Source organism: Candidatus Hydrogenedentota bacterium (assembly GCA_019637335.1).
GTDB lineage: Bacteria > Hydrogenedentota > Hydrogenedentia > Hydrogenedentales > JAEUWI01 > JAEUWI01.
Map to the genome: position 1 here is coordinate 17462 of JAHBVV010000015.1, position 19909 is coordinate 37370.

At 65.5% G+C, this 19909-nt stretch carries 17 protein-coding genes; 5 read left to right on the plus strand and 12 right to left on the minus strand.

Going from position 1 to position 19909, the window contains the following annotated elements:
• Positions 1-101 precede the first annotated feature (101 nt).
• The 3 genes from KF886_15990 to KF886_16000 form a co-directional block, all read right to left on the minus strand.
• Entirely contained in the window at positions 102-650 is a 549-nt protein-coding gene (locus tag KF886_15990; GenBank protein ID MBX3178856.1) for a DUF2202 domain-containing protein, read from the minus strand.
• A 345-nt stretch (positions 651-995) separates the two neighbouring features.
• Positions 996-2675 carry a CehA/McbA family metallohydrolase gene (locus KF886_15995; protein ID MBX3178857.1) on the minus strand — a complete coding sequence of 560 codons (1680 nt, stop codon included), beginning with the start codon at positions 2673-2675 and terminating at the stop codon, positions 996-998.
• A gap of 16 nt (positions 2676-2691) precedes the next feature.
• On the minus strand, positions 2692-3315 hold the full coding sequence (locus tag KF886_16000) for a hypothetical protein (protein ID MBX3178858.1): 624 nt from the start codon (positions 3313-3315) through the stop codon (positions 2692-2694).
• A 275-nt stretch (positions 3316-3590) separates the two neighbouring features.
• Between KF886_16000 and KF886_16005 the strand changes: the two genes are divergently transcribed.
• Positions 3591-4571: a ketoacyl-ACP synthase III gene (locus tag KF886_16005; protein ID MBX3178859.1), complete on the plus strand. Its 981-nt coding sequence runs from the start codon at positions 3591-3593 to the stop codon at positions 4569-4571.
• A gap of 13 nt (positions 4572-4584) precedes the next feature.
• On the opposite strand, the gene KF886_16010 is transcribed toward KF886_16005, so the two are convergent.
• The 4 genes from KF886_16010 to KF886_16025 all read right to left on the minus strand — a co-directional run bounded on the left by KF886_16010 (position 4585) and on the right by KF886_16025 (position 6740).
• Positions 4585-5040, minus strand: a complete 456-nt coding sequence (locus KF886_16010) for a YraN family protein (protein ID MBX3178860.1) — start codon at positions 5038-5040, stop codon at positions 4585-4587.
• Positions 5015-5935: a segregation/condensation protein A gene (locus tag KF886_16015; protein ID MBX3178861.1), complete on the minus strand. Its 921-nt coding sequence runs from the start codon at positions 5933-5935 to the stop codon at positions 5015-5017. The genes KF886_16010 and KF886_16015 overlap by 26 nt, the downstream gene beginning before the upstream one ends.
• Before the next feature lie 202 nt (positions 5936-6137).
• Positions 6138-6443: a HigA family addiction module antidote protein gene (locus KF886_16020; protein MBX3178862.1), complete on the minus strand. Its 306-nt coding sequence runs from the start codon at positions 6441-6443 to the stop codon at positions 6138-6140.
• Positions 6444-6740, minus strand: coding sequence for a type II toxin-antitoxin system RelE/ParE family toxin (locus KF886_16025; protein ID MBX3178863.1), 297 nt, complete (start codon positions 6738-6740; stop codon positions 6444-6446).
• A gap of 281 nt (positions 6741-7021) precedes the next feature.
• On the opposite strand from KF886_16025, the gene bamD reads away from it, so the two are divergent.
• The 4 genes from bamD to KF886_16045 all read left to right on the plus strand — a co-directional run bounded on the left by bamD (position 7022) and on the right by KF886_16045 (position 10872).
• Positions 7022-8023, plus strand: a complete 1002-nt coding sequence (gene bamD / locus KF886_16030; GenBank protein ID MBX3178864.1) for an outer membrane protein assembly factor BamD — start codon at positions 7022-7024, stop codon at positions 8021-8023.
• Positions 8020-8595 (plus strand): LptE family protein, encoded by a 576-nt coding sequence (locus tag KF886_16035; protein ID MBX3178865.1) that lies wholly within the window; start codon positions 8020-8022, stop codon positions 8593-8595. The genes bamD and KF886_16035 overlap by 4 nt, the downstream gene beginning before the upstream one ends.
• Before the next feature lie 54 nt (positions 8596-8649).
• Positions 8650-9678 carry a DNA polymerase III subunit delta gene (gene holA / locus KF886_16040; protein ID MBX3178866.1) on the plus strand — a complete coding sequence of 343 codons (1029 nt, stop codon included), beginning with the start codon at positions 8650-8652 and terminating at the stop codon, positions 9676-9678.
• Between the two features lie 108 nt (positions 9679-9786).
• Positions 9787-10872, plus strand: a complete 1086-nt coding sequence (locus KF886_16045; protein ID MBX3178867.1) for a hypothetical protein — start codon at positions 9787-9789, stop codon at positions 10870-10872.
• 54 nt (positions 10873-10926) lie between these two features.
• On the opposite strand, the gene KF886_16050 is transcribed toward KF886_16045, so the two are convergent.
• The 5 genes from KF886_16050 to KF886_16070 all read right to left on the minus strand — a co-directional run bounded on the left by KF886_16050 (position 10927) and on the right by KF886_16070 (position 19901).
• A complete protein-coding gene (locus KF886_16050) occupies positions 10927-11847 on the minus strand; it encodes an alpha/beta fold hydrolase (protein MBX3178868.1) in 921 nt (306 codons plus the stop codon).
• Positions 11848-12148: 301 nt separating this feature from the next.
• Entirely contained in the window at positions 12149-13855 is a 1707-nt protein-coding gene (locus tag KF886_16055; GenBank protein ID MBX3178869.1) for a cation:proton antiporter, read from the minus strand.
• A 201-nt stretch (positions 13856-14056) separates the two neighbouring features.
• Positions 14057-15154, minus strand: coding sequence for a hypothetical protein (locus KF886_16060; GenBank protein ID MBX3178870.1), 1098 nt, complete (start codon positions 15152-15154; stop codon positions 14057-14059).
• Between the two features lie 133 nt (positions 15155-15287).
• On the minus strand, positions 15288-16727 hold the full coding sequence (locus KF886_16065; protein ID MBX3178871.1) for a DUF1501 domain-containing protein: 1440 nt from the start codon (positions 16725-16727) through the stop codon (positions 15288-15290).
• A gap of 87 nt (positions 16728-16814) precedes the next feature.
• Positions 16815-19901 (minus strand): PSD1 domain-containing protein, encoded by a 3087-nt coding sequence (locus KF886_16070; protein MBX3178872.1) that lies wholly within the window; start codon positions 19899-19901, stop codon positions 16815-16817.
• Between the last annotated feature and the right edge of the window lie 8 nt (positions 19902-19909).

A 19909-nucleotide genomic window follows, 5' to 3' on the forward strand; every position in this document is an offset into this window, starting at 1 on the left:
GGCTGCCCGGCCAGGCGCCCGCGCCCGGACCCGCGCCCAGGCCACGGCCCGCGCCGTAGCCGCCGCCGAGCCCGCGCCCCGCGCGGTACCGAAGCCGCCGTTCAGGCCGCGCCCCGGCCAACGCCCGCGCCGAAGCCGGCGCCACGGCCCCGGCCATAGCCCGCGCCCATTCCCGCGCCACGCCGCGCCGCGCCGGGCACGCCGTAGTAGCACGAACCGCGGCCGAATTCATCGACGCTCGGGTTCAATCCGTTCTCGTAGTCCACCAGCCGCTGGAAGGCCGGCAAGTGGTGCTCCATGGTCGCGAACTGAAGCGCCTCGAAGACGCTGCGCACCTCCGGATTCGTCACGTTCTTCAACAACTCGTCAAAGAGCGCGCCGTTCTCGGTTTCGGCGGCGACCGCCGCCTCCGCGGCCTCCTTCAACGAAGCGTACGCGGGAACCTTGTCGGCCCAGGTGTCTTCCGGGACCGGGACCCCATACCGTTCGTGAAGCCAAACCAGCGCCTCCACATGGCGATCTTCCGCGTTGATGATGTTCACGAACGGCCGCACGTCGCCGAAGGTGTCCAGAATCTTCTCGTAGGTGGCCCGGGCCTTGTACTCGTCCTGGATCGCGTCGTTCAGCGCCGTCTTTTCGGCTTCGGTCAGCGGCTTCGCCGGCGCGGCGTTGGCCCCCGGCATGTACAGATAGCAGTTGCCGCGCGGGGCGGCGAACCGCGGTTGCGCCACGGCCTGCACCGCCCCGAACACCAGGGCCAAGCCTACGACGGCAAGTATGCTTTGGATGTACCGTGTGCGTTTCATGGTTCTGTTCCTTTCAGGCCGCCCGCACCGTCGGGCGACCGGTTGTTTCATTCAACTGCCGGTGTCACCTGTAGGAACGCATAAGACATGCCATGAAAAGGTCCGGAATTCTTCCCCCGCCCCCTGCAAAACGCGCGCGCTCGCCCCACAACTGTGCAAACTTTGCAGCCTTCGCGCCGGGCGGCCTCCTCAGCCCCCCAGCTTCGCCTTCAAGACCGCCATCGCCTCCCGGTAGATGGACAATACCTTCTCCCGCTCGGCGTCGTTCGTGTATTCCCCCGTATGCCGGATCGTCACCATGCTCGAGCGCAATTCGGCGATCAGGCTCTCGGCCGCCTCGGGTATGAACAACGGCGCGCCGTCCACATCAATATAGACGGGGCTCGTGTGCGCGAAGAGGGGCTTGCCGTACTCATTGAAGTTCACGCCCAATACTTCCGGGCGATCATAGCTCCCGCGAAACGGCGTGATCCGCGCGGCGATCCACGCGGACCCGTCCACCGGAACCTCAACCTCCGCGGTGGCGGCAAAACCACCGTCGGTCGCCTCGGAAGCGGCGCCGCCCACGATGCGGCCGTTCACCACAAGTTCAACGCCGAGAAAATCGTTCCGGCCCGCCGCGGCCGCGCGCACCTTCACCGTGTCGCCATTCGCGCGCGCGAGGCGGGCGCCCGGCGCGGCGTCATCAACCGAAAAATCGAGCAGCGTGCCGTTGGTGATCCACGATCGGCCCGCGCGCAACGCCGCGAGCCACGGCGCGGTCGCGGCCTCGCCCTCCAGCGCCACCATCGTCATGGCCATATCGTTGATAAACCAGTCCGTGCCCATGCTGATCGGAACGGGAATGCCGATGTTCAGATAGCGATAGAAGCCCGACGCATAGTCGCCCGTCGCGCCGCTGTCAAAGATGATCTGCCCATCGATCAGCCCGGCGACCCAACTTGGGATGTCCTCGTGGCCACGGGTATTGTGGCACCACAGCACGGTGGCTTCCTGTTTTCGCGCCGCTTCGATGCCGGGGCGCAGGAGGCCACCGTCGTTGCCGCGTTTCGTGATCGCGTGGCCGAGACTCGCCGGCAAAATGAGTTCGGGCAAATCAAGAAACATGACGTGCCCGTAGCCCGGCGCCCCGGGAAAGTTGTGCCGGTATTCCTCGCCCCAACCGTACCGAATGCCGGACTTCGATTCGAATCGATCCAGATCCGCCCGGGTGAATCCGTTCGATATGTAGGTCGCGTCCGCCCCGGCGCGCTCCAGGTACGACAGAAACACCAGGTCCAGCCGGTCCGCCATCGCCACCTCAGTCACATACCGCTCGGCCTCGGCGTGATTCATGTCCTTGAGGTGCAGATGCACGTTACCCGCCACCCACCTGCCCGACAGCGCGGGCGCCAGGGGCGCAATCGGAACCGCGACTTCCGCAATGCGCTTTCCGCGTAAATCGACGGTGATCTCCGACCGACGGCTGGCAATGCCCGAGAACGCCGCTATCACGATTTCTTCTGCTGGCACGTCTATTGTGCGCTCGCCCGGCAACACATACCACCGGTTCATCCAGCCATGGGCCGCGGCGCCTTCGGATCGCTCCGAAAGCGCGGCTGTCCGAGGCAGCAGCGCCGCCGGACGGATGGTCTGGCCGGACGCATTCACGAGTTGCACAAGCCCGGGAATGGCGTTGCCGGCGGGATCGACAAGCCGCAGGGTGAGGGCGCATACCGCGGCGTCAGACTGCACCGCGGGCGTGTCCTCGGCCTGCGCGAGCCGGGGCGGCTGGGGAAGCGGCGTGTTCCGCCCATCATGCGCTTGGGCCGAGAACATACATGCGGCGAGCGCCAGCACCACGGAAAAACGCGCAACCGGACCGATCATGGCGACAACCCTTTCTCTATGAGTCTTCTTCATCTACCGCCGGCGCGGTCGGGAATTGCAGGGCGCGCTCGTACACGGGGATCAGGTGCGCGGGCCATTCCAGCGATTCGTCGAGCGCATAGTTCTGCGCCAGCCACGCGAGCCATTCCCGGTTCAATCCGTCGTCATACCACAGCGCGATGGTCCCCAGCAGGCCATCGCCGTAGGTGATACGAATCAATGTGCGCACGTTGCGCGCGTATTCCTTGTCGGCTTCGCTCGCTTCCGGCCCGATTACCGCCGCGGCGAATTCCGAGCGCGAAATGAACCCCGCATAGTCCGCCTGGTGCACATACTCGTGCAGGATCGTGTCGTCGCTGAGCGGCGGCGTGACGATCACCTGTTTCTCCCAGGGATAACCGAAATAGACGCCCGCCAGCCGCGACCCCAAATCGTCGCCCACCGCCAGCCCCTCCACAGTCTCCGTCAGCGGGCCCACGCGAAGCGGCACCGCCTTCAACACCTCGGCCGCCTCCGGGGTGAAGTAGGTTTCGAGAATTTCATCGCGCGCGGCGTTCGCTTCGGTATAGGACGCCGCGCAGCCGGCCCCCAGGACCGCGAGCGCGGCGACAAAGGCCAGGTGGATGCGGTGAGCGGTCATGCGGACAACCTCCATGATTGAAGTCGCAAGTTCGGGCCAGGGGCAGCATAGCGGCCGGGCACGGGGGCATGCAATCGCCGCGCGCGCCTTACCTACCGGGCGGTACGATCGCCCGCATTTACCGGAACAAATTCCCGAATTGCTTTCTTTTCCACGCCAACTTGTGACACAATACGGCCCACCTTCCCGCACCTTGCCACACATCGCAGGCCTCTGGCATGAGGTTGTCACAACCCGCGCGGGCACAGCACGAAATCCCTGGGAGACGCAGAATCATGATTCATGCCCGAATTATCGGAACGGGCCACTACCTGCCCGAGCGGCTGGTAACCAATGATGATCTCGCTCAATTCGTCGAAACCTCCGACGAGTGGGTGCGCCAGCGCACGGGCATCGAGCAGCGCTACTTCGCCGCAAAGGAACAGGCCGTTTCGGATCTGGGCACGGAAGCCGGAAGAAAGGCCCTGGCCGACGCCGGCGTCACCCCCGAGGAAGTCGACTACGTCATCTGCGCGACGCTGACGCCGGATTTCCTTATGCCCTCCAGCGCCTGCGTCATCCAGCACAACCTCGGCTGCGCGCGCGCCGGCGCCAGCGACCTGAACGCCGCCTGCTCGGGCTTCGTATACGGCCTGCAGCATGCCGACGCCCTCATCCGCGCGGGCGTGCACAAGACCATCCTCGTCGTCGGGGCCGAAAAGCTCTCCGACCAGCTCGTCTGGGATAAGCGCGACACCGCCGTCCTCTTTGGCGACGGCGCGGGCGCCGCGGTGTTGCAGGCGCGCCACGGGGAGCACGGCGTCCTCTCCACCTACACACGATCCGACGGCAGCGCCGCGGAGATCCTCTCCGTGCCCTCCGGCGGCTCGCGCCAGCCCATCCGCCCCGACAACGTGAACGACATTGAGCTCGGCGTCGCGATGAACGGCCGCGAACTCTACAAGCGCGCGATCGGCGCCTTCGGCGAAGCCATCGAAGTGGCCCTGCACCAGACCGGCCTGAAAGTCGACGAGATCGATCTCTTCATCCCCCACCAGGCCAACAAGCGCATCATCGATTCCGCCGCTAAGCGCGTGGGCCTCGCCGAGGAAAAGATCTACCTCAACGTTATGAAAGTCGCGAACACCAGCGCCGCCTCCATCCCCATCGCCATCGACCAGGCGCGCGCGGAAGGCCGCCTCAAGGAAGGCGACACCCTCCTCCTCGCGGCCTTCGGCGGCGGGCTCACCTGGGCCTCCGCCATGATCCGCTGGTAGCGACAGGGCCTCCCTACCCCCGGAAAGCATCCCGGTACAGCGTAATTTCCGGCGCGCCGTCGTCGGGCATGATGATCGCCACGATATCGAAGCGGTAGTAGAGGGACTCATCGCCGTAGCGGTCAATGTAGCGCTTGGCGGCGCGGCGGATCTGGCGCTGTTTGGCGGGTCCCACGGTATCCTCGGGGAGCACGCCCGACTTCGACTTGCGCGTGCGCACCTCCACGAAGGCGATGGTGTCCCCTTCCAGCGCGATAATGTCGATTTCATTGCGCCCGAGCACGCGGTTGCGTTCGAGGATCCGGTAGCCCTGGCGCTTGAGGTAGCGCGCGGCGGCGTCCTCCCCGCGCTGTCCGAGCGGCTTATCGGCCCCGTCGGACGCCGGGATCCACCCGCGGAGCCATCGCCCCAGACGCGCGAACGGGCCCGCCGGCGGGCCGCCGTCAGGCTTCCCCCGCGCCCACCGCATCCAGCTCGGCCTCGTAGCCATCGTCGTCGAGGACGCCCTCGCCCGCTTCCCGCTCGCGCGCGAAAATGCGGATGTCCCCGTAAGTCGCGTGCTGGTGGAAGCGTATGCGGCGCATCCGGCTCAGCTCGAGGATCGCGAGGAGGCAGCAGATCAGGTGCACGCGCGCGGGATTGGCCCGCCGGAGGTCCTCCCAGGTGAGCGTGCTCTTCTCCAGAAGCATTTCCTGAATGTGCGCGATCTTCTCGTCGACGGAGGCGCCCTCCAGCTCCACCTCGTGGAACCGGTTTCCGGTCACGTAGCGCAGGATGGACCGGATCGCCTTCATCAGGTCGTAGAGCGTGATGTCCAGCAGCTCCGCCTCCTCGTCCGGGTCCTCCTCGATCTTCGGTTTCGCGGATCGCGGGAAGAAGTCCTGCGCGCGGTCGCCCTGGCGGCCCAGGAGCTGCGCCAGGTCGCGGTATTTCCGGTATTCCAGCAGCTTCTCCACCAGCTCCAGCCGCGGATCCTCCTCCTCGATCTCCTCCTCGTCCTCCTCGTCGGCCAGGTCGATCGGCAGGATCATCTTGGACTTGATCTGGATGAGCGTCGCCGCCATCACGAGGAAATCCCCCGCCGCGTCGAGGTTTTCCCCCTCCATCATCTCCAGGAACCGCAGGTATTGCTCGGTCACCTTCACGATGGGAATATCGAAAATGTCGATTTCCTGGGACTTGATCAGGTAAAGCAACACCTCAAAGGGCCCCTCGAACTTGTCCAGCTCCAGGCGCAGGACTTCATCGGGGATTTCGTCTTCGATGCCCTCCACCACAATCCTGCCTTCGGAATCGGGCTGGATGGATGGGCCGGCATCCTCGGGCGAGGACGCATCGCTCTGTTCGGGGGGCTGCTTGCTCAAACAATTCTGCCTGGGTTAAGGTGGGAATAGCGCGCCCGCACATGAAATCGAGGTGGTACGGGGCAGGCGCTGGCCTGCGATTACGAATACGCGGCTCCATCTGGAATTGCCGCAGGCGGGTCAACGGCCTCCGCCACACCCCGGTGATCGTAGCGCGTCGGCCCCCTGGATCGCAACCGTTCGGGTAGCGCCAGCTCCCTACTCAACGCGCCGCGCGCCTGTGGCCGTAGCGCCGTTCCCGGCTCTTCGCAAGCCGGTAGGCGGATTCCAGGTTCAGCCAGTATTGGGCATCAAGGCCCAGCGCCTCCTCAAGCCGGAGCGCTATGTCGGCCGTAAGCTGCGCCTTACCGTCGATTAGACGCTGCACGTATCCGGGCTCGCGCCCGATCGCCAGCGCGAATTCCGACAGCGGGAGCTGACGCGCGTCCAGTTCATCCTGAAGGTATTCACCGGGAGGAAAGGCTTCGGCGGGAACTCGGCGCGCGGCCAGTGTTTGGTTCGTTTTCACTTAGTGATAGTCCTCTATGGCCATTATTACTACCGTCTTGGCCGCCGTGTCACCTTCAATGCGCAGTATCAATCGAAATTGGCTATTGAGCCGCATGGAGTGCTGTCCAGAACGATTTCCCTTGAGCTTTTCATAGCGCAGGCCCTTGCTCAGCCGGAAAATCCGTTCATCTGGTGCGCTGCGTATCATATTGAGGCATTTTCGATAGGCGCGAACGACGCCAGGTGGATACTCCGCACCGGACGCCGGATCGGTCTCAAGCCGATCCAGATCCTCGTCGTCAAAAGCCACATTCATGTCCTATCGATTATAACCAATGGCCGGAAAACCGGCAACCCCACCAGGCGCATTGTCTTTTCGCCAGGAAGCCCGCCGGTGGGCGTCCCCCAGCGGGTCGCCATTTCGTTTCGGCCATGAAAGCGCATCTGCAAGTTGCCTTCCTGTAAGCCCTCCTGCTAGTATCGCGTCTGGTTGAACATGGTGTATACCCGGCGCGACCGCTGCTGGTTTTCCGGCTGGGCGCCCTGGACACGCGCCACACGGCCAATGGCCGTATATGGCAACAGGAGAGTTCCTGCATGAATTTGCGTAAGAGCGCGGCCCTTATGGGCTTGCTGGTCCTGTGCCTTGGCAGCCTGGACACCTATGCCCAGTGGACGTGGACCCCGCAGACCGGCCGCTGGGTCAATCTCAAGCGGATGCCGAAGGAAACGCCCCAGCTCCAGCTTGAATATGCGCGGAGCCTGCTGCTCGAAGGCCAGTACCAGAAGGCCTGGCGCGAGACCCGGAAGTTCACGAGCTTCTACGAGGGCAGCGAGTACGAGGACGACAACCAGTTCCTGCGCGGCGAGATCAAACTGGCCCAGGGCCAGTGGCTCGACGCGGCGAAGGAGTTCCAGAACCTGATCGCGAACTATCCCGACACCGACCACTACGACGCGGCGATCGAGAAACAGTATGAAATCGGTGACCGTTACTTCGAGCGCGGCCAGAAGAAGATGGGCGAGCGCTGGGCGCTCTGGAAGCGCCGCCCCCTCAAGCGCGCGGTGGAGGTCTACTCCATGGTGATCGAGAACCAGCCCTTCACCGCGAACGCGGCGCGCGCGCAGTACCAGGTGGGCCTGTGCCGCTACACGAACGAGAACTACCTGGAGGCCGCCTTCGACTACCGGCGGGTCATCGAGGACTATCCGGGTTCGGACTGGGTGGACGAGGCCAGCTACGGCCTCGCGATGTGCTACTACGACATGTCGCTGCCGCCCGATTATGACCAGACCCCGAGCCAGCTCGCCATCGACGCGATCAACAGCTTCGAAAGCCGCTACCCCGGCGACGAGCGCGTCGCGGAGCTCCGCGAGAAGCAGTCGGAGATGCAGGAGCGCATCGCACAGCAGCAGCTGCTCAACGCCAGGTTCTACGAGAAGCGCCGCCGTTTCGCCTCGGCGAAGATCTATTACGAAGCGCTCGTCGAGAAGTACCCCGACAGCGAGGCCGCCGTCGAAGCGCGGGCGTGGCTCGAACAGAACACCGGCGTTCAACACATCGGCAGCCCGAAGCCGGACGTGGTGGCGCTGCAATGATTCGAGCGTTCCTGCACGGCGTAACGTGCGCCGTCGCGGGCGCGCTGGTGGCCGGCTGCGGATACTCCACGCAGAGTTCGCTCCCGCCGGAATACCAGACGATCGCGGTGTCGCCATTCTACGATCACACGCCGGAATTCGGGCTCCAGGCCCCTCTGACGAACGCCGTCACCCGCAAGTTTATCCACGACAGCCGCCTCGAAGTCGTCCATCCCGACCAGGCCGACCTCCTGCTTGAGGGCGTCATCCTGAATTACCAGCTCAAGGGCCTTACGTACGACGAGAATGACCGGGTAACGCAGTACCTCCTGGTGATTACGGCCGGCGTGCGCGTCACGGACCTGCGCAGGGGCGAGGTCCTTTGGGAGGACGAGCTGATGGCGGGTGAAACGAGCTACTATACCCGCGCCGCCGGCCAGTCCTCCGACCGACTCCGCGGCAATGCCGAGGTGTTCCTGCCCACCGTCCGCTCCTTCGCCAGCGACGAGGAAAACCGCGCGGCGGCCGAGGCCCTGGAACAGCTCGCATCCGATATTTTTTACCGCACGGTGGAGCCGTGGCCCGCGTCCTGATCCCCCCCGGGGGCCGCGGGCGGCGCGCCGCCGAAACCTCTCCACGGAAGACCCATGGACGTCCATAGCCTGATCGCCCAGATTGGCGCCAAGCCGCTTCCGCCCGTGCTGTTCTTCGCGCCGGGAAAGGCCCCCTTCAACAAGGAGCCCTGGGAGCCGGCCCTCGCCGAACGCGCCATCCAGCGGATTACCGCCGCCTGTGTGGATCCGTCCATGCGCGACCTGTGCTACAGTGTGTTTCACGCGGACGAGTCGAAGCCGGGCGAAATCGTGCTGGAAGCCCAGACCCTGCCCTTTCTCGCGGAGCGCCGCGTTATCGTGATCCGCAACGCGGACCACTACGACCGCATGAGCGGCGACAAGAATTCCGCACTCTACCCCCTTATCCGCTACCTCGATGACCCCGCGGACACCACCCTGCTCTTGATCATCGCCGGCAAGGTCGACAAGCGAAAAAAATTCTTCAAGGCCTGCCAGAAGGCCGGCGCCATCGTGGAATGCCCCCAACTCGACGACCGCGCCCTGGGCGCCTGGATCCGGGACGAGGTCGAGACGCGCGGCAAGAAGATCGACGCCGGGGCCGTCACGGAGCTGATCAGCCGCGCGGGCGGGCGACTGGGCGACGTGAACAACGCCGTCAATCTGGTCACAACGTACGTGGGCGACGCCCCCCGGGTTACCGAGGACGACGTCATCGCGGCCTGCGCGGACGTCGCCGAGGAGACCGTGTGGGCGCTGACCGACGCGATCGCCGCGTCCAACCCGGAGAAGGCGCTGAGCACGCTCTTCCAGCTGGCGGATATGGGCAAGAAGCCCGACGAAATTCTCGGCCTGATCAACTGGCTCCTGGACAGCGCCTACCGCGCGCTGCCGGAAACCGAGGCGAAGCTCGCCAGCCGCTTCGTGGGCGATAAGGTCATGCCGCTCGCGCGAAAGCTGGGCCTCGCCAAACTTCAGCGCGCCTTCGCCCTCTGTACGGAAACCCACCTGCAAATCCGCAGCACCGGCACCGACGAAATGCTGGCGCTGGAACTGCTGGTTATCAAGCTCTCCGCCCCGCGCGGGCGCGCCGCCCGCGCCTGATCCGGCGGCCCGCCGCCAGTCCCCGCGCCCGAATGAAATTGGACCCCCGCATGTATTACCGTAGGGGCGGTTGATTTTCGCGCAAGCGCGCCGGAAGGGAGCCGTGCGATGGTTCAATTGGACAAACAATTCGAATGCGAGCAATGCGGGGCCGCCCTGGAGTTTCAGCCGGGTTCCCAGGCGCTGGCATGCCCCTACTGTGGCCACGAAAACGCCATCGCGGCGATGGAGGCCGCCGTGGAGGAGCTCGACTACCACGCGGCGCTTGCCCGGGCGGCGGATACCGCCGATACGGAGGAACGCCTTGAGGCGCACTGCACGTCCTGCGGCGCCCTCTCCACGCTGGGCCCCAACGTCGCGGCGGATGAGTGTCCGTTTTGCGGCACGCCCATTGTCAAGGCGGCCGAGACCCACCGCGTATTGAAGCCCGGGGGCGTGCTGCCTTTCAAGATTCGCCGGGAAGACGCGCGCGCGGCCTTCCGGGACTGGATCCAGGGCCTCTGGTTCGCGCCGAATACCCTGAAACGGCGCGCGAAACAAACGGAGCGCCTCCAGGGGGTCTATATCCCCTATTGGACGTACGACTGCCACGCCGGAACCCGCTACACCGGCCAGCGCGGCGAGCATTACTGGGTCACCGAAATGCACCCGGTCACTGTGAACGGGAAAACGCAGATGCGCGCGCGGCAGGTCCGAAAAACGCGCTGGTACCCCGCGAGCGGGCATGTCCAGAACAATTTCGACGATGTCCTGGTCCTCGCGAGCGAATCGCTTCCCAAGGCAAAGACCGACGCCCTGGAGCCGTGGGACCTGAAGAATGTCGCGCCCTACCAGGACGACTACCTGAGCGGGTTCAAGGCCGAAAGCTACCGCGTGGGGCTGGAAGCCGGCTTCGAGCACGCCAAATACCGCATGGACCCCGTCATCCGCGCCACCATCCGGCGCGACATCGGCGGTGACGAGCAGCGTATCCACCAGTGCTCCACGCAATACAGCAATATCACGTTCAAGCACATCCTGCTGCCCATCTGGATCAGCGCCTACCGCTACCACAACCGGATCTACCGCTTTCTCGTGAACGGGCGAACCGGCGAGGTTCAGGGCGAGCGCCCGTGGAGCTGGGTCAAGATCACATTCGCGGTCCTGGCGGGGCTGCTGATCGCCGGCGGTATCTACCTCGCCACGCAGATGTAGCGGCGGCCTCATGAAGCCGCACTGATGCGCTCGCGGCGCGCGATCCCCGAATGCCTACAGCCGGTCCGCCAGCCAGGGAATGGCCTCGTCCACCCAGGCGGACGGCAGCTTGTGCCCGGCGTCGTATTGGACCAGGCGCGCCGTTTCACCCGCGATCAGCGAAAAGAGCGCGTTGGAGTGCGCCTCGTCGCAAAGCGGATCCGTCTTGCCCTGCAGCATCATGAACGGGCGCCCGCCGATCCCGCGCAAGTAGTTCGCCGGATCGAGGATCGGGTCCTCCCGCCACGTCACCGGCACGACGCAGCCCGCCGCCGCCTGGATCCGCGGCTCCACTGCCGTTAGCGCCACGGCGTGAAAGCCGCCCATGCTGTAGCCCACGGCGCCGATGCGGCCCATGTCGATGTCCCCGCGCGTCGCGAGATAATCCAGCCCCCGGCGGTAATCCAGGATGGTCTGCGTGATGATATCGCGCAATGTGAACAGATTCTTCCGCGGCGGGTCCCCGGGATCGCTGTAGTCGTTGACCAACGCGTACCCGTTCTCCGCGATGCGATCGCCGTGGGCCTGGGCGTCCAGCGCAAACACGGCGAATCCCCGCTCCAGCAGCGCGCGCCGCGCCTCTCCCCCGTGAATGTATCCGCCGTCCCGCCACCAGTTCTCGCGCCCGCCCGACCAGCCGTGCATGAGCAGCACGCAGGGATACGGCGCGGGCGCGTCCGCCTTCACTTCCAGGTAGCCCGGGACCAGGTACCCGCGCGCGCCACGGAACACGATCTTGCGCCGGATCGTTCCCTCCTCCTCCTTGAGTTCCACCGCGCGCGCCTCCAAGGGAATATCGACACCGTAGTCATACATAGACTCCAGCAGCGCGTAAGCTTCCTCGCCCACCGGTTTCGGGTAGTCAATCGCCTCTTCCGCGCGCGCGGCGGACCCAAAGACAAGCAGAAGCGACAGCAAGGCCGGGCTGGTTTTCATGGTCGGGTTGCTCCTTGTTGATTCGCGCCTCCGGCGCGTTGCGGGCGGGCCGTCCACCACGGCGCATCTTCGACCCGCGCTCCCATTCGTCCGCACTTCCGCTGCAGTGCGGGATTGTGTCGTCGAGGAATCAAGCCAGCTTCATTCCGCTGAAGTATTACCCATTTCTTTAGCACCGAAGGTGCGGATCATATCAGCCTGGGCCGGTGGCCCAGGTAAATTGGCTCGGCCAGGGCTGAAAGCCCGTATCATAACTTCCCTACAGTCTATGCGCGGCAATGTTCAGAACTTCACCCATTGTCTATGAAGCCGTGGCCGGCGCGCCCGCGCTCGCGAGATCGGCGGCGTGCTGCTTCTCAAGAAGCCGGTGGTTGATAGTCTTCCGTGTCTGCCGCCCATTCATTACGCCGGCCAGCTTGCCTTCCTCCCGCGACGTAATCACGATGAACTCGTCCGCGCCGGTGGCCCGCATGCGCTCCAGCACCTCCGGAAGCGGGTCCAACGGCGTCACCAGATCCCGCATGCGCACCGTGACATCGCGCGCCACCAGCCACTCCCACGTATCCTGGCTCGCGAAGATTTCGCGCAGCTTGTCGAGCGTCACCACGCCGGTAACGACGCCCTCGCGATTCACCACGGGCAACTGCATGTGGTCCTGCGCCGCGAACTCCTCGAACACCCGCGTCAGCGGCTCGCCCTCCTGCAGCGCCCGCACTTCCTCCAGCATGACATCCCCCACCGTCATGGAGGCGATCAAGTCTTCCTCCGTCACGTCCCGCCCGATCTCATCCGCCTTCATCACGGAAAGCCGGATCAGCGCGGGCGCCGCCAGCTGGACGATAAAGGTCGTGGCCGTGATTGTAACGATAATCAGATCGCCCAGCATCAGGCCTTCCGCGAGCGGCACGTCGCCCAGGTGCGAGGCCGCCATCATCGCCAGGCCCACCGCAATGCCGCCCTGCACCAGCAGCCCCATGCCGGCATACTTCCGCACGGGGGCCGGGGCGCCGGTAATCCGCGCGCCCAGGTACGTGCCGGCAATCTTGCCGCCGCACATCGCCACGATGAACACCACCACGAGGAGCCACATCCAAGGCGGCATGTTGCCCAGGGCCATCCGGGCGCCCGCCAGCACAAAAAACAGCACGTAAATCGGCGTGGAAAACGACGCGACCTTCTCAAACAGGTCGTGGCTGCGGCGCGGGAGCACGTTGGTTAACACCACGCCCATCATCATCGTCGTTATAATGACGTCGATATGCGCGGTCACGCAAATCCCCATGATCATGAAGATCAGGCCCAGCGCCACCGCCAGCGCGTGCTCCAGCAGGCGCAGCCGCCGCAACAGCACCACCATGATCAGGCCGGCCACCGTCCCCAACAACAGCGCGCCGCCCAGCTCGATACCGATGGTCTGGAGCTCGTGCCCGATCGTCACGCTCTGCCCCGTGAGCATCTGCGCAAAGCTCGCGCCGAACGCATAGAGCGCCATCGCCAGCGCGTCGTCCATCGCCACCACGGCCACCAGCGTCGTCGTTACCACGCCCCGCGCCCGGTTCTCCCAGAGCACGCCCATGGTGGACGCGGGGTCCGTGGCCGACGCGATCGCGCCGAACATCACCCCCGCGGCGATGGATCCCGGCAGGTTCCCCACCGCCAGATAAACGAGAATGGACGTCGCCCCGCCCACGATCACGAACGCGCCCACCCCTTCGAAAAGCAGAATCGCCACGAGCTGCGACCCCCGCGATTTAAAGACGTCCCACTTCAGCTCGCTCCCCACCAGGAACCCGATAAGCGCCAGCGCGAACAGGTTGAACATCTGCAGGTTCGCCACGTCCTCCTGCGTCGCCCACCGGAACCCGCTTTCGCCGATAATCAACCCGACAATGATGTAGCCCGTGACCAGCGGGATCCGAAAGCGCTGGAAAAAGCCCGCGCCCAGCACCCCGGCGAATATGGCGGCGCCCAGAATCTTCAGAATGCCGTCGTCAATGCCTTCCATCATAGGCCATACTCCCCGTAGTCTCCCCGGATCCAGCGCGCGGCCGAGAGGCCTTCCCCGGTCCCCGGCCGGCAGCGCAATGCCCGGCAGTATATACCTCTCAGCGAAATGTTGCCAATCATGCCCCCGGCGTACATGATTGTCGACGGACCCGCGACGTCACGCATCGCGCGGCACGGAAGGTTGGGATCCTTGCCTGACCCGTCAGTGGCCTGAGCTCTCGGTGGCGCGCGTTGCCGCTCCAGCCGCAAAATGCGCCTTCGCCACCCGCAGAAACTCCGGAACGATCCGCCAGAGAATCCATGCGTTCGGGAACAGCGATATCCACACGATTCCCTGTATGGCCCAGGAAGGCCCCGGCATGTGGGTAACAAACCCCCACCAATCGCCATCGTCGATAAGGCCGAGCAGAAGCCCGGGTGTTATCACGGACGGGATGAGCGCCATCGCCAGCACCGCCGCGTAGTACAGGCTGGGCGCCGGATACGCGTGCCGGAGCCGCCTTCCCGCGGGTGTGATCCAGAGCAGGTACAGCAGCCACCCGGCGAGCGTAGGCCCGATGAAGCCGCCGCCGGAGATCAGCCCCTGTTGCCAGGGCGCGAGGGCGACGCCGGGCTTGCCACCGGAGTGCGGGCGACCGTGAATGCCCCAGAAATCGGAACTGGCCAGGTCGAAGCGCCCGAACGCCAGTTCGGCCAGCGCGTGACCGCCCTCGTGAAAAAACAGGTACATGAACATGGCCAGAAACGCCATGGAAAGCATCATCGCCACCTGCCGGCTCAGAACGCGGTTCCGCGCGCGCTCGGAACGCCGCGCAAAGAGGGCCCAGAGCGCCGACGCGACCACCAGGCCCAGGAAGACGCGCGAGTAGACCTGCCAGCCCGTAATCCGTTCCACAACCCCCCGATCGCTGATTACGGCATACCCGCCGTGCGCGCCGCTTTCCTGCCGCAGGGTCGCGATGTAGTTTCCCGGCGGTATATCCCGCCCGCCGCCATAGCGCGTGGTGCGGTTCAGCGTCGCGCTGCACACGAGCTCCCCGCGCGTATCGTGCACCAATACGGACAGGCGCTCGTCTTCCGCCACCACACGGACGCCAATGTGAAACACCTCAATGGCATTGGGCAGGGTGAAGGCCCGTGAGACTTCAGTCTCGCCCGGCGCCAGCTTCAGTTCGCAAACAGCCCGCTCCGCCAGCGCATCAATCTGTCTCGATTCGCCTTCACGCACCGCCCAGAACGACAGCCCTCCACCACACACGGCCGCAATAACCGCAAGTGAGTACGTGACAGGCTTCATCATCGTCATTCCCTCGAATGCGGATGACAGGAATAACCCCGGGATGCGCGGGAACATGCCGCGATTCCGAACCCCTGGCGTCAGTATAGCGCGATCGCTTCAGTCTGGCAATCGCTCTGAAAAAACGTTTCGGTCCCTACGCCAGGATCTCCCGAACCACGTGCGCCGGCTCGACGCCGGTCAGCCGCGCGTCGAGGCCCTGGAAGCGGTACGTGAACCGCTCGTGGTCGAAGCCCAGCTGGTGCAGGATGGTCGCGTGCAGATCGTGGACGTGGACCTTGCCGTCCACCACGTTGAAGCCCAGTTCGTCGCTCTCGCCATGCACCACGCCCGGCTTGAAGCCGCCGCCCGCCATCCACATCGTGAACGCGTTCGGGTGGTGGTCCCGCCCGTCGTCGCCGTCGCCCTGCACCATCGGCGTGCGGCCGAACTCGCCGCCCCAGATCACGATCGTGTCCTCCAGCAGCCCGCGCTGCTTCAGATCCTTCACCAGCGCCGCGCAGGCCTGATCCGTGTCGGCGCAATTCTTCTTCAGGCCGTTGCGCAGGTCGCCGTGCTGGTCCCACGCCTCGTGGTACAGCTGCACAAAACGCACCCCGCGCTCCACCAGCCGCCGCGCCAGCAGGCAGTTGTTCGCGAACGACGGCTCGCCGGGCTTCGCCCCGTACAGATCCAGAATGTGCTGCGGCTCCTGGCCCAGATCCATCAGCTCCGGCGCGCTCTTCTGCATGCGGAACGCCAGCTCGTAGGAGTTGATGCGCGTCGCGATGTCCGGGTCGCCCATGATGTCGTAGCGGCGGCTGTTCAGCGCGTTCAGCGTGTCCAGCGTGTCGCGCTGCGCCTGATCATCCACCCCCGGCGGGTTCGAAAGGTACAGCACCGGGTCCCCGCTGGTGCGGAACAGGACCCCCTCGTGCACCGTCGGCAAAAAGCCACTGCTCCAGTTGCCCGAACCGCCGCTGGGCCCTTTGCTGCCCGAGCTGAACACCACAAAGGTCGGCAGGTTCCGGTTCTCGCTCCCCAGGCCGTAGCTCGCCCACGCGCCCATACTCGGCCGCCCGAACTGCTGCGATCCCGTGTTCATCATGATCTGCGCCGGCGCGTGGTTGAACGCATCCGTCACCATGCTCCGCACGATCGTCACATCGTCCACGATCTCCTGGAAGTGCGGCATCAGCTCCGACACCCACGCCCCGGATTGCCCGTACTGCTTGAAGTCATACACCGGTCCGAGCAACCGCGAATTCGGGTTGATGAACGCCGCCCGGTAGTTCTCCAGCAGGCTCGCCGGCGGCAACGTGCCACTGAACTTCGCCAGCTCCGGCTTGTAGTCCAGCATCTCCAGGTGGCTCGGCGCGCCCGCCATGAACAGGAAGATGACGTTTTTCGCCTTCGGTGCAAAGTGGGGCCGCTTCGGCGACAGCGGATCGTTCAACGCCGCGGACGCCACGTTCGACGGTCCGAGGAGCTGCGCCAGCGCCGCCGCGCCGAGACCGACGCCGCACTGCTGCAAAAACCAGCGCCGCGCCATATTCGGGCCCGTATAGGGCATGCTATGGTTGCAATTTCTCGCCATGCGTACTGCCTTTCTCGCTGCCTGCGAAATGCTCAGTGGACACTGTGGACCAATTCTACGCGATCTCCCGCCTGTTGTCATCCCCGGCTACTGCCGCACAATCGTCTCGTCTAGATTGAGCAGCACCCGCGCCGCCAACGCCCACGCCGCCAGGGTGGCCGGGTCGTCCTCCCAGGCGCTTCCCGACACGTCCAATATCGCGCCGGGCTCCAGCTCACCCGCCGCAAGTCGGGCCCGCTGCGCCTCCAGGAAGGCCAAAACCGCCTCCACCTCCTCGGCCGCGGGGGCGCGCGTCACGCAACGCTGGAACGCGTACTCTACCCGGTCGCGGTCTGTCGCGCCGCCCTCTTCCAGCGCCAGCTCGGCGAGCTTCACGGCCGACTCGAAGAAGAGCGGTTCGTTCAGCGAGGTCAGGGCCTGCATCGGGCTGTTGCTGCGCTCGCGGCGGGTGCACGGGGCCTCGCCGGAGGGCGTGTCAAACACCTGGAGCGCCGGGAAGGGCACGCTGCGGAAGCGGAAGGTGTAGAGCGCGCGGCGGTACTTGTCCGCGCCCTCGTCGTAGTCCCAGGTCTTGGTCCCGTAACTGGCGGGCGGCAGGAAGATGTCGTGGGGGGCCGGTGGATATACGCTCGGCCCGCCGATGGCCGGCGTCAGGAGCCCGCTGGCGGCCAGGGCGATGTCGCGGACCGTCTCGCCCTCCACGCGGAAGCGCGCCCCGCGCGCGAGCAGGCGGTTGTCGGGGTCGCGCGCGAGCAGCGCCGGCGTGACCGTGGACTCCTGCCGGTAGGTGGCGGAATGCACGATACGCCGGTGCAGATCCTTCACGTTCCAGCCGGATTCCATGAAGGTCGCCGCGAGCCAGTCGAGCAACTCCGGGTGCGCGGGCGGCTCGCCCTGCATCCCCAGGTCATCCGTCGTCGCGACGATGCCTTCGCCAAAATGGCGCTGCCACACGCGGTTGGCGTAGGCGCGCGCGGTCGTGTGGGCGTCCGGCGCCACGAGCCACCGCGCAAAGGCGAGGCGGTCGCGCCCGGCGTCCGGGGCCATCGGGTGGAGGAAAGCCGGCGTCGCGGGTTCCACGGCCTCGCGCGGGCTCAGGAAGTCGCCGCGGTCGAGCCGGTGCGTCACCCGGGGTGTTTCTCGCGGCTGGAGCACGAGCTGGGACGCGCCCTCGGGGTGCGCCTGCCAGAGGCCATCGATCCGGCTGTTCGCCACGTGGAATTCGGGCTCGCTCGCGCGCCAGTAGCTGAACAGCGCGTCTTGCTGCGCGGGCGACCGCGCTTCGCGGGGCGTTTCCAGGATGGCCTTGATCGCTTCGGGAATAACGCGCGCGGGCAGGGCCTCCGAATCGGTCACGCCAATGCGGAAGCGGCCGATGTTGTTGGTCTGTTTGTCGTTGTTGTTCCAGCCGCCGTGGTTCTGCTGCAACTGAAAACCCAATGTCATCCCCGGCGTCACCGGCAGGGGCTCGGCCAGCTTGAAAATGGCCGTGCGCGGCTGGTTGCGGCGCCCGGGATCGATGTCCGAGGTCCAGGCCGTGTTCCCGTCCCCGTCGATGGCCAGCTCGATTGGCCCCGTATACCGGATCTTGTTCTCCCTGTGCGGAAAATCGGGCCCGAGCGGGCGCTGCGGCGGGTTGAGATCGGCTATTGCGGAAGCAATCGGCGCGTCCGTCCACTTTTCGTAATCTTTGGTTTCAAGCCCCTCCGCCGTCGTGCGCAGGCGCACTTCGGAAAGGGCGAAGCCGCCGTTCTTCGATCGCCCCGGGCCGCCGCGCGGCAGGTTGGGGTCCGTCAAAAAGTCAATGCGAATCGCGGTGATGGTTTCCAGTGTGCTGGTCCCGGTCATTTTTGGGGAGGTCCCGGCGGGAGAAAAGCCCTGGCCGAGGTAGGAACCGTCCTCCTGTGGGAGAAACTTCTGCCCGCCGGTCGAGTTGTCGTCGAATGTGAGCACGAGCACCTCCCATTCCGGCTCGGGCTCCCCGCGCAGGGATTCCTCCCACGCCGCCATCCGCTCGGGCCAATCCGTGTGCTCCGCCTTGATTTCCGACTCGATTTCGGCGATCAGCGAAAAAAGCGTTGTCCGCTGGGCCTCATCCTTCGCGGAATACACCGGAATGTTCCCCTCGTCCGCGTCGTTAAGGAACGCCAGCAACCCGTAGTATTCGGTATGCGTCAGCGGGTCGTACTTGTGCGTGTGGCACTGCGCGCACGCCACCGTCAGCCCCAGAACGCCGCGCCCCACCAGGTCCATCCGGTTGAATAGCGCCTCCATCCGGAATTGCTCCGGATCGATGCCCCCCTCCTCGTTGATCATGCTGTTGCGCAGAAAGCCCGTCGCCACGCGCTGGTTCTGCGTTGCCGTGGGCAGGTGGTCCCCCGCGATCTGCTCGATGATGAACTGGTCGTAGGGCTTGTCCTCGTTGAACGACCGGATAACCCAATCGCGCCAGGCCCACACCTGCCGCCGGGCGTCCTTTTCGAAGCCGTCGGAATCGGCGTATTGCGCGGCGTCGAGCCAGTGCCGCGCCCAATGCTCCCCGTAGTGCGGGGACGCCAGCAGCCGCTCCACCAGCGCCTCATACCACCCCGCGGAAGCGTCGTTCAGAACACGCGCGATCTCATCGGGGGAAGGTGGGAGCCCGGTTAGATCCAGGCTCAGGCGCCGCAACAGGGTCAGCCGGTCCGCCTCCGGGGACGGCGTCAGCCCTTCGCGCTCCAGCCGGGCGAGAATGAAGGCGTCGATGGGGTTCCGCACCCAGCCGCCATCGGTCGCGGGCGGCTCCGGACGCCGCGGCGTCTGAAAGGCCCAATGTTGCGATCGCGGCGCGCCCTGGGCGATCCAGGCCTCGATCAGCGCGGTCTCTTCCGCGGTCAATGGATCGCCCGCTTCGGGCGGCGGCATCCGGTCGGCCGGATCCGTCGCGGTGATGCGGCGAAGCGCCTCACTCGCTCCAGGATCCCCCGGCGCGATTGCGGTCTGGCCCGGCTCGGCTATGTCCAGGCGCAACCCGCCCTTCCGCGACGATTCGTCGGGCCCGTGGCAGGCGAAGCACTTGTTGCTCAGCAGCGGCCGGATCTGCCGATCAAAAGAAATCGGTTCGCCCGCATACACGGGCGCCGCCACAACCCACACCACGACCGCCCATTGCCATGCACGTCCAATCACGATAATCCCGGGCC

What these genes read in the sequence shown, in the direction of transcription:
- bamD (MBX3178864.1), top strand. Translation starts at nt 7,022, where the DNA reads ATGAATTTGCGTAAGAGCGCGGCCCTTATGGGCTTGCTGGTCCTGTGC.
- KF886_16000 (MBX3178858.1), bottom strand. Translation starts at nt 3,315, where the DNA reads ATGACCGCTCACCGCATCCACCTGGCCTTTGTCGCCGCGCTCGCGGTC.
- KF886_16060 (MBX3178870.1), bottom strand. Translation starts at nt 15,154, where the DNA reads ATGATGAAGCCTGTCACGTACTCACTTGCGGTTATTGCGGCCGTGTGT.
- KF886_16065 (MBX3178871.1), bottom strand. Translation starts at nt 16,727, where the DNA reads ATGGCGAGAAATTGCAACCATAGCATGCCCTATACGGGCCCGAATATG.
- KF886_16050 (MBX3178868.1), bottom strand. Translation starts at nt 11,847, where the DNA reads ATGAAAACCAGCCCGGCCTTGCTGTCGCTTCTGCTTGTCTTTGGGTCC.
- holA (MBX3178866.1), top strand. Translation starts at nt 8,650, where the DNA reads ATGGACGTCCATAGCCTGATCGCCCAGATTGGCGCCAAGCCGCTTCCG.
- KF886_15995 (MBX3178857.1), bottom strand. Translation starts at nt 2,675, where the DNA reads ATGATCGGTCCGGTTGCGCGTTTTTCCGTGGTGCTGGCGCTCGCCGCA.
- KF886_16010 (MBX3178860.1), bottom strand. Translation starts at nt 5,040, where the DNA reads ATGCGGTGGGCGCGGGGGAAGCCTGACGGCGGCCCGCCGGCGGGCCCG.
- KF886_16025 (MBX3178863.1), bottom strand. Translation starts at nt 6,740, where the DNA reads ATGAATGTGGCTTTTGACGACGAGGATCTGGATCGGCTTGAGACCGAT.
- KF886_16005 (MBX3178859.1), top strand. Translation starts at nt 3,591, where the DNA reads ATGATTCATGCCCGAATTATCGGAACGGGCCACTACCTGCCCGAGCGG.
- KF886_16035 (MBX3178865.1), top strand. Translation starts at nt 8,020, where the DNA reads ATGATTCGAGCGTTCCTGCACGGCGTAACGTGCGCCGTCGCGGGCGCG.
- KF886_16055 (MBX3178869.1), bottom strand. Translation starts at nt 13,855, where the DNA reads ATGATGGAAGGCATTGACGACGGCATTCTGAAGATTCTGGGCGCCGCC.
- KF886_16045 (MBX3178867.1), top strand. Translation starts at nt 9,787, where the DNA reads ATGGTTCAATTGGACAAACAATTCGAATGCGAGCAATGCGGGGCCGCC.